The organism is Blautia sp. LMAG:89 (genome assembly GCF_008679485.1).
Classification (GTDB): Bacteria; Bacillota; Clostridia; order Lachnospirales; family Lachnospiraceae; genus Blautia_A; species Blautia_A fusiformis.
In genome coordinates, this window is record NZ_NANC01000012.1 from 133607 (window position 1) to 148193 (window position 14587).

The 14587-nt window shown below is 38.8% G+C and carries 20 protein-coding genes; 3 read left to right on the forward strand and 17 right to left on the reverse strand.

Going from position 1 to position 14587, the window contains the following annotated elements; translation table 11 throughout:
• Positions 1 to 305: 305 nt before the first annotated feature.
• Together CCC70_RS13770 and CCC70_RS13775 are read left to right on the forward strand one after the other, a co-directional pair.
• Positions 306 to 551: a helix-turn-helix domain-containing protein gene (locus tag CCC70_RS13770; RefSeq protein ID WP_243003937.1), complete on the forward strand. Its 246-nt coding sequence runs from the start codon at positions 306 to 308 to the stop codon at positions 549 to 551.
• Between the two features lie 45 nt (positions 552 to 596).
• Entirely contained in the window at positions 597 to 1139 is a 543-nt protein-coding gene (locus tag CCC70_RS13775; RefSeq protein WP_118369294.1) for an SMI1/KNR4 family protein, read from the forward strand.
• Positions 1140 to 1380: 241 nt separating this feature from the next.
• Here the strand turns inward: CCC70_RS13775 and CCC70_RS13780 are convergent, their stop codons facing one another.
• The 10 genes from CCC70_RS13780 to CCC70_RS13825 form a co-directional block, all read right to left on the reverse strand.
• Positions 1381 to 2628, reverse strand: a complete 1248-nt coding sequence (locus tag CCC70_RS13780; protein WP_193599937.1) for a DUF4209 domain-containing protein — start codon at positions 2626 to 2628, stop codon at positions 1381 to 1383.
• Between the two features lie 65 nt (positions 2629 to 2693).
• The gene (locus CCC70_RS13785; RefSeq protein WP_118369290.1) at positions 2694 to 3173 is read right to left on the reverse strand and encodes a hypothetical protein; all 480 of its coding nucleotides are present in this window, start codon (positions 3171 to 3173) and stop codon (positions 2694 to 2696) included.
• A gap of 123 nt (positions 3174 to 3296) precedes the next feature.
• The gene (locus tag CCC70_RS13790; RefSeq protein ID WP_118369288.1) at positions 3297 to 4679 is read right to left on the reverse strand and encodes a DUF6034 family protein; all 1383 of its coding nucleotides are present in this window, start codon (positions 4677 to 4679) and stop codon (positions 3297 to 3299) included.
• Positions 4680 to 4789: 110 nt separating this feature from the next.
• A complete protein-coding gene (locus CCC70_RS13795; protein ID WP_270652835.1) occupies positions 4790 to 6049 on the reverse strand; it encodes a sensor histidine kinase in 1260 nt (419 codons plus the stop codon).
• A 2-nt stretch (positions 6050 to 6051) separates the two neighbouring features.
• Positions 6052 to 6711, reverse strand: coding sequence for a response regulator transcription factor (locus CCC70_RS13800; protein WP_118039749.1), 660 nt, complete (start codon positions 6709 to 6711; stop codon positions 6052 to 6054).
• Positions 6712 to 7045: 334 nt separating this feature from the next.
• A complete protein-coding gene (locus CCC70_RS13805) occupies positions 7046 to 7375 on the reverse strand; it encodes a hypothetical protein (RefSeq protein ID WP_173738941.1) in 330 nt (109 codons plus the stop codon).
• Between the two features lie 51 nt (positions 7376 to 7426).
• Entirely contained in the window at positions 7427 to 7657 is a 231-nt protein-coding gene (locus CCC70_RS13810) for a PF20097 family protein (RefSeq protein WP_144094365.1), read from the reverse strand.
• A 28-nt stretch (positions 7658 to 7685) separates the two neighbouring features.
• Positions 7686 to 7925 carry a hypothetical protein gene (locus CCC70_RS13815; RefSeq protein ID WP_270652834.1) on the reverse strand — a complete coding sequence of 80 codons (240 nt, stop codon included), beginning with the start codon at positions 7923 to 7925 and terminating at the stop codon, positions 7686 to 7688.
• Positions 7926 to 8012: 87 nt separating this feature from the next.
• On the reverse strand, positions 8013 to 8204 hold the full coding sequence (locus tag CCC70_RS13820; RefSeq protein ID WP_270652833.1) for a hypothetical protein: 192 nt from the start codon (positions 8202 to 8204) through the stop codon (positions 8013 to 8015).
• A 97-nt stretch (positions 8205 to 8301) separates the two neighbouring features.
• Positions 8302 to 9750, reverse strand: a complete 1449-nt coding sequence (locus CCC70_RS13825; protein ID WP_270652832.1) for a L,D-transpeptidase family protein — start codon at positions 9748 to 9750, stop codon at positions 8302 to 8304.
• Between the two features lie 531 nt (positions 9751 to 10281).
• Here CCC70_RS13825 and CCC70_RS13830 point away from each other — a divergent pair.
• Positions 10282 to 10695: a hypothetical protein gene (locus CCC70_RS13830; protein WP_044961941.1), complete on the forward strand. Its 414-nt coding sequence runs from the start codon at positions 10282 to 10284 to the stop codon at positions 10693 to 10695.
• A 108-nt stretch (positions 10696 to 10803) separates the two neighbouring features.
• Here CCC70_RS13830 and galT read toward each other — a convergent pair whose 3' ends face one another.
• The 7 genes from galT to CCC70_RS13860 all read right to left on the reverse strand — a co-directional run bounded on the left by galT (position 10804) and on the right by CCC70_RS13860 (position 14565).
• On the reverse strand, positions 10804 to 12294 hold the full coding sequence (gene galT / locus CCC70_RS13835) for a UDP-glucose--hexose-1-phosphate uridylyltransferase (RefSeq protein WP_118614217.1): 1491 nt from the start codon (positions 12292 to 12294) through the stop codon (positions 10804 to 10806).
• Positions 12288 to 12638, reverse strand: a complete 351-nt coding sequence (locus CCC70_RS13840; protein ID WP_161208822.1) for a DUF2500 domain-containing protein — start codon at positions 12636 to 12638, stop codon at positions 12288 to 12290. The genes galT and CCC70_RS13840 overlap by 7 nt, the downstream gene beginning before the upstream one ends.
• 1 nt (position 12639) lies before the next feature.
• Positions 12640 to 12819 (reverse strand): helix-turn-helix domain-containing protein, encoded by a 180-nt coding sequence (locus CCC70_RS16605; RefSeq protein ID WP_118169660.1) that lies wholly within the window; start codon positions 12817 to 12819, stop codon positions 12640 to 12642.
• A 426-nt stretch (positions 12820 to 13245) separates the two neighbouring features.
• Positions 13246 to 13356, reverse strand: a complete 111-nt coding sequence (locus CCC70_RS16765) for a DUF2316 family protein (RefSeq protein WP_158526445.1) — start codon at positions 13354 to 13356, stop codon at positions 13246 to 13248.
• A 12-nt stretch (positions 13357 to 13368) separates the two neighbouring features.
• Positions 13369 to 13848, reverse strand: coding sequence for a hypothetical protein (locus CCC70_RS13850; protein ID WP_270652831.1), 480 nt, complete (start codon positions 13846 to 13848; stop codon positions 13369 to 13371).
• A gap of 61 nt (positions 13849 to 13909) precedes the next feature.
• Complete coding sequence (locus CCC70_RS13855; protein ID WP_055056113.1) at positions 13910 to 14104, reverse strand: zinc ribbon domain-containing protein; 195 nt, start codon at positions 14102 to 14104, stop codon at positions 13910 to 13912.
• 80 nt (positions 14105 to 14184) lie between these two features.
• Positions 14185 to 14565 (reverse strand): DUF4825 domain-containing protein, encoded by a 381-nt coding sequence (locus tag CCC70_RS13860; protein ID WP_270427886.1) that lies wholly within the window; start codon positions 14563 to 14565, stop codon positions 14185 to 14187.
• Between the last annotated feature and the right edge of the window lie 22 nt (positions 14566 to 14587).

Genomic DNA, 14587 nt, shown 5'->3' on the forward strand with positions numbered 1-14587 from the left:
AGCTCCGAATCATCCTCTGTACACTTTCTAATCGTCGTGTTCTTAGGGACAGTATACCCTTTTTTTGTATTGTAATTATGTTCATATGCATAGTAAATGTAAGTGGTTCCCTTAATTTTTTTACGAGTAATGCCAGCTGATTCAGTTGGTATTTTTACTTGAAAATCGAGATACATGGCGCCGCCTTTCGAGAGTTAATTATTACGGAAGTTCACATTTCTAGTATAACGTAAATTAAATAGCTACTATATATTTTGAGGATAATGTGTGGTATAATAGTGTTATCTAAGAAAGGGATGAACGCTATGAGAAGAACATATCTTACTCTGTCAGAGGAAGACAAAGATTACCTTAAAACATTATCAAAAAAAAGAACAATTCAGGCACAAATTGTAGATCGTGCCAAAATTTTATTATATAAATCTGATGGCATGACTTTCAACGATATCGCTGAAAAACTTGCCGTTAGTTCAGCAACCGTACGGCTTTGTGTTTCTAAATATTACGAGGGCGGTATTGAATTTAATGCCTGTCAAAACCGAAAGCCATAGAGCAATAACTTCTTGGTTTAGAAATTATTAAGGAGAGAGTACATAATGGAAGATGTAAATGCAATACACAGAATTTTCAAAAATTTAAAATATGAAATGGATAATAATGGTTGGGTCTATCAATGGCATTTAGGTGATGAGCCTATAAAAGTAACTCATAAATTTTACCCACCTGTATCCTCCGAAGAATTTCAGTTATTTGAAAAATATTTTCCCAACATGAAACTTCCCGCTTCGTATAAAGCCTTTTTATCTTGTTCAAATGGAATGGAGCTTTTTTGTGGAGAAGAGGGTAGTTCTCTAGTCAGCTGTACCATCTACTCTTTAAAAGAAGCTCTTAATCAAAAAGAGGTTTGGAATAATACACCCATTTTATCTGATCCAGAATTCACCTATCATCTTCCCGTTCTTTTTCTGCAAGATATAGGTGATATAACCATGGATTTACAAGCTGTATTAGAAGGTAGAGAAGATTATTTATGTTATCCAGCTCCTGACACCGATCGTTTTAACCTTCCTTTTAATGAATGGTTGGAGCGCTATATTGTATGCCAGGGACATGAATTTTGGTTTTTCTTAAATCCGTAACTACCAAAATACTTTCTCTATATTTTTATTTAAAAATATATGTTTATGAAAAACACTCTGACTACTAATAAGTTGGAGTGTTTTTATAATTCATATTATATTTATAGATTTACTCTCAGTGCTACACATTCCGGGGGTTGAGGCCGTCCCCAAAGTGCGTTTTGATATCCAAACGCTATGCTTGCCAGATACTTCCGAACACTTTTTAAGGAAACCATACCATCCGTCCAACCATTTTATATTAATTCTCATCCATATTATCTTTCTTCTCCATCAGCTGTTTCAGCTTTTTATTTATTTTGCTTCTATTCTCCTCCTGTAATTTTCCGCAGAATAGATAGCAAAATTTCAGTGCAAACCACCAGATATACAAAGCTTTAAAGCTCTGGAATGCCTGATCATCCAGCATTCCATGTGCCACATTGTTGCGCATGTTAAATCCAAATTTTGAACAGAAAATCGTATTTAAAGCAAATATAAGGTCTTCATCCAGACTTTCTTTTACTCCTTCCAATTCTAAGACAGCGTGCATTGATTTTATTTCTTCAATCCCTTCTTCATTCATGTTGTAAACAGGTTCTCCACATTCCACTGCCAGATATCTTACTGCATTTTCTATCTGTGGAATCAGGATACTTAGCGCCGTCAAAAAATCTCCTGAAAAGCCAAACATAAGACCCTTGGTATACGATTCTTTTCTCCCCTCCGGAATCGCACAACTTACATCTACAATCTTTTTTACATCACTCTCTTCGATCACAAATCTGGAACGAATATATTCAAACGTATTTCTCACCAGAATCTGTGCAAAATAATCCATCTCCATGGCTGCTGTCCGCTCCATATTATCCTTAAGCGCACCTTCATCGATTGTTCCATCAGGCTTTTTCACAGGCCTGCTTTTAGCAATTAATTTTCCTCCTTTTCCAAGGATTGCCGCTGGAAATATCGTGTTCAGGATCCCAGTCCTATTTAATACTTGATTCTTTACCTTTTCTCTTACCGGAATCGGAAGAAATGAAGCAAAATAACATAATGCCTCTTCTTTATCAAGATCTTCCAGTTGGCGGAACAGTTCTTTTACAATGCCGCTGGCATCCTGTTTATCACTCCATACCATCATCTCCGAAAGGGAAGCTTCTTCTATCTGTGCTATTTCCTGCAACAGTGCCTTTCTTTCTTCTTCCGTACCCTGTATGGTCTTTAACAACTGAATAACCTCTTTCAAATAGTGAATCTTTCTCATTAAATTTCCTTTGGAAGAGGCCCCGGCATATTCAGCCTCCATCCGGACAGCCTGAATCTTACGTCTTCGTATCGCAATCAGTTTAGGTTCAGTAATACACTTTTTCTTCTGCCAGTTATTTTTTCTGCAATAGAGTTCTTCCAACAGATCACAAAACTTACCAATGAGCGGTGCATCGCAGCTATTGTCATCGTAGGTTTTCAAGATATTTTCCACATAAGGGATCAGATATCCTGTATCCACTTTTTCCTCCATGGCAGTTTTTATCAAATATCCAATTTTTGCATGGCTGCTGTTATCATACTCTTCTAATACTTTATCAGCAGATTCTTTCGCACCTCTTCATTGATTTCCTTGCTTCGGATTTTTTTAGAGATAAACAAGATCCGGTTTATAGCCATGATATGATCTGCAAATGCACCGGTGTTCTTCAGGTATTCGCAATAAGCCGTTTCTGCTATTTTAGCATTTGAAAAATCATTTTCCACAACCCATAAAAAATCCGATATCTTTGCCTTGTTGATCGGTGCGATGGGATAGCTTCGGATTTCCTCCAGCAATGCCTGATACTCTTCTTTATTTATATCTTTCCGATTCCAAATGCTGCGGGCATAGGAAAACGGTACGTCTTTAGGCGTATCAATCCATCGTTCCACAATAATATCCACCAGAAGATTCCTGAATTCCCCATCCATCGGTCCGCAGAAATTTGTCAGTGCTTTCTCTGCCGTTTGAAAATTAGGTTCTTTTAAAATCTCTGCGATCTGCTCTGCCATTTTTTCTGCCATACATATTCCTCCAACCTTTTTCTATAGGAAAAGTATAACGTATTTTTCTTTTTCCTGTAAAGCAGAAAGACCTGAAAATCCAGGTCTTTCTGTCATCATTGCTTAGAAATTGAAATTCACACTCTATTTTATATCCTTGGAACCCATAGAAGCCGCCCATCCAGCCTGAATCCTTTGTATTACGCTTCCATCCCGTGCATCGATCGTAAGGAGTGGAACACCTGCAGCATCCATCGTCACGTCTCCTATGACCGGTCCATCCTCCCCATTTCCGTACTCATACTCTGGCTCTTTGGATGTCCAGGTTCCATAAAAATCCCACACCGGGATCAGGACTGCTTCGGTATCGCTGCCTTCACTGTCTGGCATGCACATATAACCCAGCTGTACCTTTGTTATGGTTATCTCCGCACTCTGTGCATCAATGGACGGATAACGGTAGTGGCTTCCTCCATCGACAGAGATCAGCCGATTCTTGTCTTCTGTCATGACCTGCAAAGTGATCGTTTTTTCAAAGATATCCTTGACCTCATCAAAAGGAAGTAGGAACAGCCTTTCATCGGAAGCATTCGATGCTTCTATGGGATTTCGGTGCAGAAAACTCTGAAGTGTCCCACTGCAAAAGTCCATCGTCAGTACTTCATTTTCCCATCCTTCAGACTGTCCTTCATGAAGTGTTCCATCTTCGTTTTCCCATTCAAGAGCCTGTTCATTAACAGGCAGAGAGGTTTCCCTCACATAATTAACCGGAACCCCGTCTATCATCCGTTCAAAAATGAAGTCATCTTTTTCCAGGGTAGTGCTTCCTTCAGTAAGTGCTTTTGAGGAACTTTCAAATATCTCCCAGTTTCCGGACACAAGACCTGAAACCTTCTCCTTTGCTTCCTTTTCAGATACTTTCCCGCTTCCTGCCTTTATATAATTTTGAAAGCGTTCTTCCCTTTCTTTTTTCTCACTCGATTCCAGGGTCATGTCTCCACAATCGTCAAAGATAAACTTCGCTATCCCAAATCCGAGTTCCTCCACATCCGATACCTGCTCACTCTGTGTATAAGAATACCGATAGGTCAGTCCATCTACTGTATATGTCCCCGCCTGTTCGTTCTCATTCTTCTCTTCCTGCATGGGCTGTCCTTTTCCAAATGTATCTTTTATCTTGTTCTGTTCTTCTTCAGGAATCGCCATTCTTTTTACCTTTTTTAAACAGATTGCATCTACATCCGGCACTTTTACCGGTGCATCCGCTGTCAGGGTAAAATTCATCGGAGTTTCTTTATCCTCCCGGTCCGCTGATCTTAGATCTGCTTGGATTGTTGTCTGGTATGTTTCCGGTGCCTCTACCTGTTCTGCGACGGTTTTCTGAACTGTTTCCTTTTTCTCTTCATTTTTCTGTTCTGTCTGATTCTTTTCTTCCACAACAGCAGACTGGACAACACGGTCACATCCGGATAATGTCAAAAGATTCATACACAGAACGGCTCCCATAAACATTCTTATTTTCTTCATCCTTTTTCCATCCTTTCCTTTCGGTATTAAAAAAGGTACCCTCTTCTTATGAGAAAAGAGTACCATATTGCTTCGCCGATGTATTCATCAAAATGTAAACAAATTGTAAATCAGAAGATGGCTCTTACCGTGGTCCCCTCTCTCTGTCTGCTTTCGATTTTCAAGCATCCGCCATGGATTTCAGCCACCTTCACACAGAGTGCCAGCCCAAGTCCGGATCCGCCTTCTTTTCGGCTTCGTGATTTGTCCACCATATAGAATGCATCTGTGATCTTTCCCAGTTCTTCCTCCGGGATCCCCATTCCGGTATCCGACACCTCAAAGATCTTTTTTCCAGCTTTCTCATAAGCCTTTACCCAAATGCTTCCACCGGCATCCGTAGCCTTTAGGGCATTGTCGATCAGGTTTATCAGAAGGCTTTCCATCAGGGCCGGATCCATTTTCATGGAAAAAGCTTCACATTCCATCCTGAGGTGCACCGTTTTCTTTTCTGCCTGTTCTTTTTCCATGTCTATGACATGGTTTAAAAGATCACCTGCCGTGGTCATTTCCATCTGTATGGCATGGTTCTGATAAAGCCCCAGCATCTGCAGCATCTTCCCGGAAAGAGCCTCCAGGCGTTTTCCCTCCCGGTTGATATGTTCCAGTGCCCGGTCTTTCTGTTCGTCTTTCAGCTTTACATGACGCAGGGTATCCGAATACCCGATAATGGATGTTAACGGGGTACGCATTTCATGGGAAAGTGCCCCCATGAGCAGCTCCTGTTTCTCTGCCACTTCCTGTAGCTTCTCCATCTGTTCCACAGTTCTTCGCATCATCATATAAATAAAAAGGCCGGCGATCAGGAACACAGACAAATAAATTCCCAAAAACCAGACAGCGGTCTGTCTCAGCTCTGCAAAAAGCCCTGTGACTTCCCGAACAGAGAGGACTTCGTATCCTTCCGGTCTGGATAATGGTTCCATCTGGAGAAGGAGGTATTTCTGTCCCAGTTTCTGTATCTTGTAGGCATACGGATCTCCTTCATCCTTTAAGCCTAAATTTTCGAGCCCCACCACTTTATAATCTGTCAGGTTTTCAATGACGGCATTGCTTTTTCGGTCGATCAGGACCATGCCTTCCCCACAACATCGCTGGAACTGAAAGCCCATATAGGCCTTCTTTCCAGTCTCGGACATCTGCTCATATTTGCTGTTATCCCAAAATTGTTCCAGGAGTATCTTGCCATTTTCCAGCTGTCTTCCGTAGGTCTCTGCAGCATTATTGAGGCTTCGTTTTCCTGTGATATAAAGACTTAGCGTTCCCACTGGGATCAGGGCACATAATAGCGTTACCAGCATAAGAAGTACCGTTCGTTTCCATAGCTTCATCCTTATTCCTCCAGACGGTATCCAAGTTTCGGGATCGTCCTGATTTCATCATAAAGTTCCAGTTTTTTTCTGAGCTGTCCGATATGAACATCTACCGTCCTGCTTTCTCCCAGGTAGTCTTCTCCCCAGACCCGTTTTAACAGTTCTTCCCTTCCAAGCGCAATATTCTTATTTTGCAGGAGCAGCACAAAGAGGTCATATTCCATTGGCTTTAGGCTTACCGGAAGCCCGTCTTTGTAGACCTGATGGCTTTGCATGTCCACCAGGATGTTCCGGACCGTTAAGACTTTCTTGGCCCGTCCCGTCCTCTCCAGTACCTTCTCAATGCGTACCAGAAGTTCCAGCATCTCAAAAGGTTTTACCATATAATCTTCCGCACCCAGCTTTAATCCCTTCACCTTGGAAGCCACATCATCCTTTGCAGTCAGGTAGAGCACCGGAAGCTCCTTCTTTTTAAAATCCTCCATCAATGCAAACCCGTCTTTTCCCGGCAGCATGATATCCACTACTGCCAGGTCCGCATCCTCCTGCCATAAGAGCAGCCTCTGGGCTTCTTCCCCATCATACGCTGCCACAGTCTCATACCCTGCTGCCTCCAGGTTCATGCACAGCAATTCTGAAATTGCACGGTCATCTTCTATCACTAAAATTTTATTTTTCATTCCCGCTGCCACCTCTAACGCTTTTCTATAGTATAGTTTTTTATATCCCAAGTCTACATTGCATTTGTTCTTGCCCTCTCATCATTTATACGCATCAAGACACGATAATGTAACCAGCTCAATTGTTTAAAAAAATCTGTCCTCGAATTCCACAATAAGTTGTTACCATAGTAGAGTTTACTGCTGTGCTTAAACAATGCTGGCAGTCACAATAGAATTGCGAATGGAATGATAGATCTATTCTTCATTTTGATTTTTTACAAATTATAATCCATGTCCTTTACTCATTGTATTGAACTGTCAACTATATTTCCTTGAATTTTCAAAATTGAAATTACTGTTCTTCTATTGAATCAATATTTTCAATCCGCATCAGCTTAACTACCTGTTTATCTTTTTTCTCTGTATAACAAATTTTTATCCATTCATCATCTGCATCTATAATCTTGCAGGATAATTCAGTTTTTCCAGCAAAACTAAAAATGAACTCTGATCTGATAATACATTGTTTTCCTACGAGATCATTAATCAGCTTTGACATATATGCCACTCCTCTCTGTTTTTTCTCCAATCGTTTTACTTTCGTTTCCAAACGCTTTACTTTTCCCGGATACGCTGAATAACAAAGCATCAGCAACAATGCTACAATTCCAAACCATTCCATCTCTTTCTCCTTACAGCATTTTCACATTCTACAAGTCGTAAAACTTTATACTTACTCTTCAGCATCCATCCACATCAATACTTTTTTACAATGCGGACAATGCCATGCACGTTGTTCTCCTGGATATTGCAAAACAGTAACAGTTTTTCTGGAAAAAAATCCTTTTATGCCTGTTTTCTTTTTTTCTGTATCAGCCGTAAATTCATATGAGTGTGATCCACCTTGTGCATAGCCTTCTACTGTCCCTTGTTCCATTTCAGTTCCACAATCTAAACATTTCATTATAATTATCCTTTCACCGTACAGTTTATCACTTACATTTATAAAATTCCTGAAATCCTGCTATGAATGATAAAAGAACTATTATAATGTATGCAATCCTAACTACTGCATGACTGGTTGTCCAACTGTCGATGGCAATCAAAGTCCACATAATTCCCTGAATTATCTGTATCGTACCATTAATTTTAAAGTTATTTTTCCTCTTATATCTTGTAATCAATAAAACAAGATATCCAATTAACACAATTATCAACAAAATTAACATCATTATGTCTACCTCCTTAAAGTGACATTTTGCCATTCAAATCATATCACACTCTCCGTCATATTTCCATTTCAATTTGCTCTATCAAAGTCAGCCCTCCTGCCATATTTCCTGATGGCTTGCTTCTGTAACCAGCATCCTCTTGCTCTTCTCCTGCAAGGTTTCCTTTGCATCTTCATCAATCGAATAGATCTCATTTATCTCGAATTTTTTCGGTTCCCAGTCAAAATGGTCAAAGACTTCTTTCCACATATGGACGGAAAATACACACTTTTCTTCCATGAAAATATTGCTGATAATTATAAAAAAACAGAAGACCATTTAAGATCTTCCATTTTATAAACAAACCTCTATATAAAACTATATATCCTGCCCATTTTTAATAAAAACAGACAATCGGAACACTTTCGTCTATCCTATTATAAAGTTCTGACGCTTTGTCCGCTGGAAGATTAATGCATCCATGGGATCCACCACCTTCCCGGAAACGATTTCCTCCAAAGTATGGCTGCCATGAAGCATCATGAAATCCAATCCCCCCATTAAAAGGCATCCAGTAAGTTACTGGTCTTTCATATTCATATTTCCCATTTTCCAACATCTTTCCTTTCAGCACAGATGGACTTTTCTTGTAATACAGTTGAAAAATTCCCGGTGGTGTCTGCCGTCCTACATACTGCATATCTCCTGACACAATATCCGATTCCAAAATGATAGAACCATCCTGATAGTAATATAAATGCTGTGCAGACAGGTCCACTTCAATATACGTGTTGCCTATATCATTCATACCCCGTGCATTCGCTCGCATAGCGTACACCGGTTCCCGGTTTATCTGTACTCCTGCAATCATTTCCTGCATGATAGTTTCTATTTCCTTTTCCTGATCGATCTTCCATCCATAAACGGAACTATACACCTGAACAGTACGTCCGCTTGTTGTGCAAAATTTCCTCTCTGTATTTACGGTATCATATGTGGCAGCCAGCTGTGCCACATATTCTGCCACACACTGTCTCAGTTCATCCTCATTTTTTTGCAGCCTTCCTCTTTCATCAAAAATAAGCCAGTTTCTGATCTCGTCTCCCTCCAATGTTACCGTTTCTTCTCCAAATATATATACGATTTTGGTCCGGATCAGATTTTGGTATTCTTCCAATGAATTTTTAAGATCTGGATCATCTTTCAGTACTGCTGCTTTTACATAAACAGCCGGACAACTATTCAGATCAATGGTTCTTTTTTTGTCAGTAACCGCTTCTGACAGTGCCTGATAAGCTCCATTGAAATCCAGGGTATTCCCTTCTGTTTCCGGTACGATTTCAAACTTCGAATCTTTATAAACTACATAAGCATCTTCTGGTGCTGTCTGATTCTCTTTTTTTACACATTCCAGTTTTTCCAGCTGTTCTTTTAACTTCACTTTATCATAAGTCATATTTTCCTTGGCTGTATAATTTTGCTTTTTCCAAAATCCCCGAACCCATTTATATGGTTTTTGTTCATCCAGATATTGGGAAATACTGCCATCCGAAACATAACGATATCCGATCAATTTTCCATTGATACTCTGTGATTTCAGCTTTCTTGCCTTTACTTCCAGTAGATAATCCTCTGCTTTTTTAGCAACCGCCTGTTCTGCCTCTTCCGATGTTTTTCCAGAACAGTTAATTCCATTGATCGTTGTTCCCCGAAAAAATCTGTCTGAATAGTAATAAGACATTCCTGCATAGCCAGCCATAGCAAAGAACACTATGATGACAGTGATTATTATCCACATTTTTTTCTTTCCATTATCCTTACCGGTTATCTCTTTTCTTTTTCCCATCCATGCCCCCTGTTTTTAACGATAAACAGCATTCAGACAAATTTTTTAAATCGTCTGATTTTAATATCTCCGATTTAATAAAAAATAACCAGGGCTGCTGAAAAAAACATTTTCTTTTACAAACAGTAAGCTGATTTCTACAAAACATTTTTCTTCTGTTCTTTTACGGATAGAAACACCGCATCATCATTTATCTCATATTTAGCACTTTTTGGGTATTTTCAGACACTTTCCTTTTTCTCTGTGAACAGAACCCTGAAAACAGGAAAAAAGGGGCTGACATGACCGGTCAGGGATGTTTCATCCTAGACTGATTCATGACAGCACCTAATCAGATCTCACTTATTTTCTTCTATACAAAATCGCTTCTCTGTTTTCTCCTTCTGTCCGGCCGGATTGTACACGTGTTTGTTTTACACTAATTAGATGCAGATACAAGCAAATCGGTTCTCATAATAATAAATTTTTTCTTTCTATCGAATTTTCCTGGTTCATTTGATAAAATGTCCTTATCTGACAGGAGGGGATTTTTTGAAAAGAGTATTTGATAGTCCTTTTTTGAATAAAGCTGCACTGGTGCTGATCTGGCTTCTATTAATGGGCGGGACATTCTTTTATGCCAATAAAAACTATTTTCTTTACCATGAAAATCCAAATTTAATCAAAGCAGACGGATATTATCTTTATAATTTTGGTAGTCCGCGTCATTATTACTGGGCACTGCCTGTTAAATTCACCCATGAAGGCAAAGTATATCATTCTCAGCTTCCTTTAGATATACGAGATGAAAGTTCATCCTGTACTGTAGATCTTCGCATTTACATACCGGCAGATTCTTCTGGCAGTGCATTTGCATTCCGAAACAATATCACCATTCCTGCACTATGGAGGATCTTTATTTTTGTTCCACTGCTACTTCTTCTTACATCCAAAAGAAAAGCCTAGGAAGGTTTCACACCTTATAAAAAATATTCTATTTTCATCATCTTCCTTTAAAAAAATGGGAGGTTTCACTTACCTCCCATTTTCCCAAAAATCCTTTTATTTCAGTTTTTATAATGTTTCAAGAAAACGCATGAATGCTTCTCTTCCCTCGGTCGTACATTTGTATACTCCTGCATCTTCCAGAACATGGGTAAATACGATTCCAATCTCTTTCTGAAGAATGCCATGGATGTTTTCTTTTGTGATTTCCGGATATTTCGGAAGAAACTTCTTAACCCACTCTGCATGTTTCTCAATCTGTTCATTTGAAGAAATATCTTTGCCTTCGAGAATATACTCTTCCAAAAGTTCCATCTCACCTTTTAATCTGGCCGGAAGAACTGCAAGTCCCATAACTTCGATCAGACCGATATTTTCTTTCTTAATATGATGATATTCTGCATGCGGATGGTACACTCCCAGCGGATGTTCTTCTGTTGTGATGTTGTTCCTTAATGTCAGATCTAGTTCGTAGGTATCACCTACTTTACGTGCAATTGGTGTAATTGTATTATGTGGTTCTCCATTGGTCTCAGCATAAATAAATGCTTCTTCATCGGTATAGCCTCTCCATACTTCCAGCACATGTGTTGCCAGATCTACCAAACGGTTGGAATCTTTATGCCGAATACGAAGTACAGATAATGGCCATTTTACAATTCCAGCCTCTACATCTTCAAATCCCGGAAGTATTACATGCTGCTCAATTGGTGCTTTTGCCATTGCAAATGTATAATGTCCACCCTGGAAATGATCATGGCTTAGGATCGAACCACCTACGATCGGCAGGTCTGCATTAGATCCAAGGAAATAATGTGGAAACAGTTTTACAAAATCAAACAGTTTAATAAATGCATTTCTCTCAATTTTCATTGGCGTATGCTGGCAGTTAAATACAATACAATGCTCATTGTAATACACATACGGAGAATACTGGAAGCCCCAAGGAGTATCATTGATCATGATCGGAATAATCCTGTGGTTCTGCCTTGCCGGATGATTAACACGTCCCGCATATCCTTCATTTTCCGGGCAAAGAAGACATTTCGGATAGCTTCCGGATTTTACATTCCTTGCCGCGGCAATTGCTTTTGGATCTTTTTCCGGTTTGGACAAATTGATGGTAATATCAATCTCACCGTATGGACTGTCTACCTTCCACTTTTGATCCTTCTCTACGCGATATCTGCGGATATAATTGCTGTCCTGACTCAGTTTATAGAAATAATCGGTTGCTTCTTTTGGGCTTTCTTTATATTTATCCCAGAACTCTTTTTGCACCTGGCCCGGACGCGGCATCAGACAGTTCATTAATCTGGTATCAAATAGATCCCGGTATACAATACTGTCTTCGATCAGTCCTCTTTTTACGGCTTCATCCAGCAATTTACCCAATGTTGCTTCAAGATTAACAGGTTCCTCAATGTTGTCCGGTTTCTCATAGTCATCCTCATGAAAAACGTCCAGCAGAAGATTTGTTGTGTAGTTTCTTTCACATTCCGGTGTCAGACCTGTTGTAATCCCATACTGTACCAGCTTTGCAATGCTTTCACTTAACATTTTTCTTCCTCCTGTGCTTCACTTTTAAATTTATATTTTTGGTAGCATATATACCGATTTCCCTGATAAGTCAGCATACCTCGATCACCTTTTTCCAGTTCACGAAAATCTCCCTGTTGTATTTGAAATTCCATCAAACTTCCATCCGTCATCTCAAACACAACACGAAACCAAGGTACATGTGCTTCAGACTGCATATGGGTATAGATTCCTTGCTTCTTTTCAACTACAGTCGCATCAACAGATTCAACTGCCGCACTGCTGTTATTGCTGAAGCTTAACAACATTTTGGTAAATACAAACATCATAATTATGAGTGCTGCTATACAGATTATAAATGCCATCCTATTTCTCCATTCCAGATATTTCATCCTGGGTCTGACTTATATATTGTTCACGATAAAGATTCCGGTATTCCCTTGACGTTACTTTATATCTTTCACGAAATACCCGGTTAAATGTCCTTTGGCTCTCAACTCCTGCATCCAGGCAAATGTCTGTGATGCTCTTACCAGTACATTCCAATTAATCTCCTGCAAGTTTTGTCTACTTTTTCTTCCCATTTGGCAAGTAATATACGTCTTCTGATATTATAATGTGCTTGTAAGATAAAGAAAGGAGGAAAACGAAATGAAAAGATTTAAAGCATACGTCAACTACCTCATGAACTTCTATGCCAACTACTTCAGAATTTACCGCTATATGTAAAGGACATTCCTGCCATCACAGGAATGTCCTTTACGGAAACCCAGTTTCAATGGTTTCCCTTATTATACTCTAATTTAGTTGCATTTGTACATGAACAGGATTCTCGAAAACATAGACAAAATTGAACAGAATTATGAAAATACTCTTACCAAGTTTTTTGATTTGTAAACCACTTATTAGCAGACGGATCCGCCAATGTTGAAAACGGATAGGCCGTTTTCCTTTCAGCTTTCAATTTGTCCATTAATAATCTCTGAATTTCCATACATCTGATGGATTTGCATTTTTCATCCTCAGCATTCTTTGAAGCTGCTCTTCTGTAAACCACAGATCGTGCAGTATTTTCCGAAATATAGAGGCTAGATATCAGACCGCTTCATTGCAATTATAAACTGTTGATTTACCAAGATTATTTACATATACGGTAATCAAGTCACCTTTTTTAAGATCCGGCTTTTCCCATACCAAACGGCTTTTGTGATAATACACTTTATCATGATATGTAAAACTATATAAAATCCTGTATGGAATCTGTCTTCTATATCTTGTGTATTTTTGCAAATATACTTTTTCTACCAAGCCATTCACTTTTGTACCATTTTCGATTAATTGTAAATGTAATTTATCAAGCTTTGCAGTATAAATTCCAAGAGCAGCACTTATTATACACAAAAGCACTCCCGTTATAGAAAACACAGTTCCCAACATGTCTGGATTCTGAATGCCTGAGTTTACTGCTGGTTTTAATATCCCAAGAAAACTTAAGACACCGGAAACAAGAAAGAATATTCCTATCCAAGAGAAGATAACTCTCAATAAATCTTCTGTATAGTTAAGTTTTTTCATATTTATTTTCTCCACAAGCATTCCATCAAAATTTTTTATCCTGTTTCAATCATATCTAATTTTACTTCAATTTAGTTAAATCCTCTAAATACATTTCTGTATGTCCACACTCTGGACAGACTGCAACTTTAACATCATCTATAGTTGTCGTTTTTTGTTTTTCATCTACATCTACAACGATCCCATAGCCACCGCCATTAACTTTAAGTCTTAAATCCGCTCTCATGACTGTTCCACACTTTTCGCATTTTCTCATTGCTGTCCTCCAAATATATATTTCGCTTTCCTATTTTTCTTACTACATAATAGCAGACAAAATATTAACCCCTGAATGATCTACCGTTCATACGATGCAATGATTTCCTTGCTATCCGCTATTTTATAATCAAGTGTTTCCAAATTACCAATCAAATCAAATGTCATATCCGCATTAACTTGCAATTCATCTTCAATCTTAACTGCAGACGGCTCAACTTTTAGAAATACTGTTAATCCATAAGGCTTCGTTTCAGACTGTATCTGTATGCTATCATAAGAATATCCTTCCGGATACTCTTGCCCATTTACAATATTTATAACATTCGAAGAATCTCCTATATAATCTGTCTTGTACTGTGACAGGTCAGGAATCTCGTACAGTTCTTCTTTTCTGCCACATGCAGAAAGCAATATTGCTGATACCGTAAATAAAATAATTGGAATTACTTTTTTCATCATGAACCAGCTCCTCTTCACACTT

Coding starts and splice junctions, on each gene's coding strand:
- CCC70_RS13770 (WP_243003937.1), top strand. CDS start 306: ATGAGAAGAACATATCTTACTCTGTCAGAGGAAGACAAAGATTACCTT.
- CCC70_RS13775 (WP_118369294.1), top strand. CDS start 597: ATGGAAGATGTAAATGCAATACACAGAATTTTCAAAAATTTAAAATAT.
- CCC70_RS13785 (WP_118369290.1), bottom strand. CDS start 3,173: ATGGCAGAAAAAATGGCAGAGCAGATCGCAGAGATTTTAAAAGAACCT.
- CCC70_RS13790 (WP_118369288.1), bottom strand. CDS start 4,679: ATGAAGAAAATAAGAATGTTTATGGGAGCCGTTCTGTGTATGAATCTT.
- CCC70_RS13795 (WP_270652835.1), bottom strand. CDS start 6,049: ATGAAGCTATGGAAACGAACGGTACTTCTTATGCTGGTAACGCTATTA.
- CCC70_RS13800 (WP_118039749.1), bottom strand. CDS start 6,711: ATGAAAAATAAAATTTTAGTGATAGAAGATGACCGTGCAATTTCAGAA.
- CCC70_RS13805 (WP_173738941.1), bottom strand. CDS start 7,375: ATGGAATGGTTTGGAATTGTAGCATTGTTGCTGATGCTTTGTTATTCA.
- CCC70_RS13810 (WP_144094365.1), bottom strand. CDS start 7,657: ATGAAATGTTTAGATTGTGGAACTGAAATGGAACAAGGGACAGTAGAA.
- CCC70_RS13815 (WP_270652834.1), bottom strand. CDS start 7,925: ATGATGTTAATTTTGTTGATAATTGTGTTAATTGGATATCTTGTTTTA.
- CCC70_RS13820 (WP_270652833.1), bottom strand. CDS start 8,204: ATGGAAGAAAAGTGTGTATTTTCCGTCCATATGTGGAAAGAAGTCTTT.
- CCC70_RS13825 (WP_270652832.1), bottom strand. CDS start 9,750: ATGGGAAAAAGAAAAGAGATAACCGGTAAGGATAATGGAAAGAAAAAA.
- galT (WP_118614217.1), bottom strand. CDS start 12,294: ATGTTAAGTGAAAGCATTGCAAAGCTGGTACAGTATGGGATTACAACA.
- CCC70_RS13840 (WP_161208822.1), bottom strand. CDS start 12,638: ATGGCATTTATAATCTGTATAGCAGCACTCATAATTATGATGTTTGTA.
- CCC70_RS13850 (WP_270652831.1), bottom strand. CDS start 13,848: ATGAAAAAACTTAACTATACAGAAGATTTATTGAGAGTTATCTTCTCT.
- CCC70_RS13855 (WP_055056113.1), bottom strand. CDS start 14,104: ATGAGAAAATGCGAAAAGTGTGGAACAGTCATGAGAGCGGATTTAAGA.
- CCC70_RS13860 (WP_270427886.1), bottom strand. CDS start 14,565: ATGATGAAAAAAGTAATTCCAATTATTTTATTTACGGTATCAGCAATA.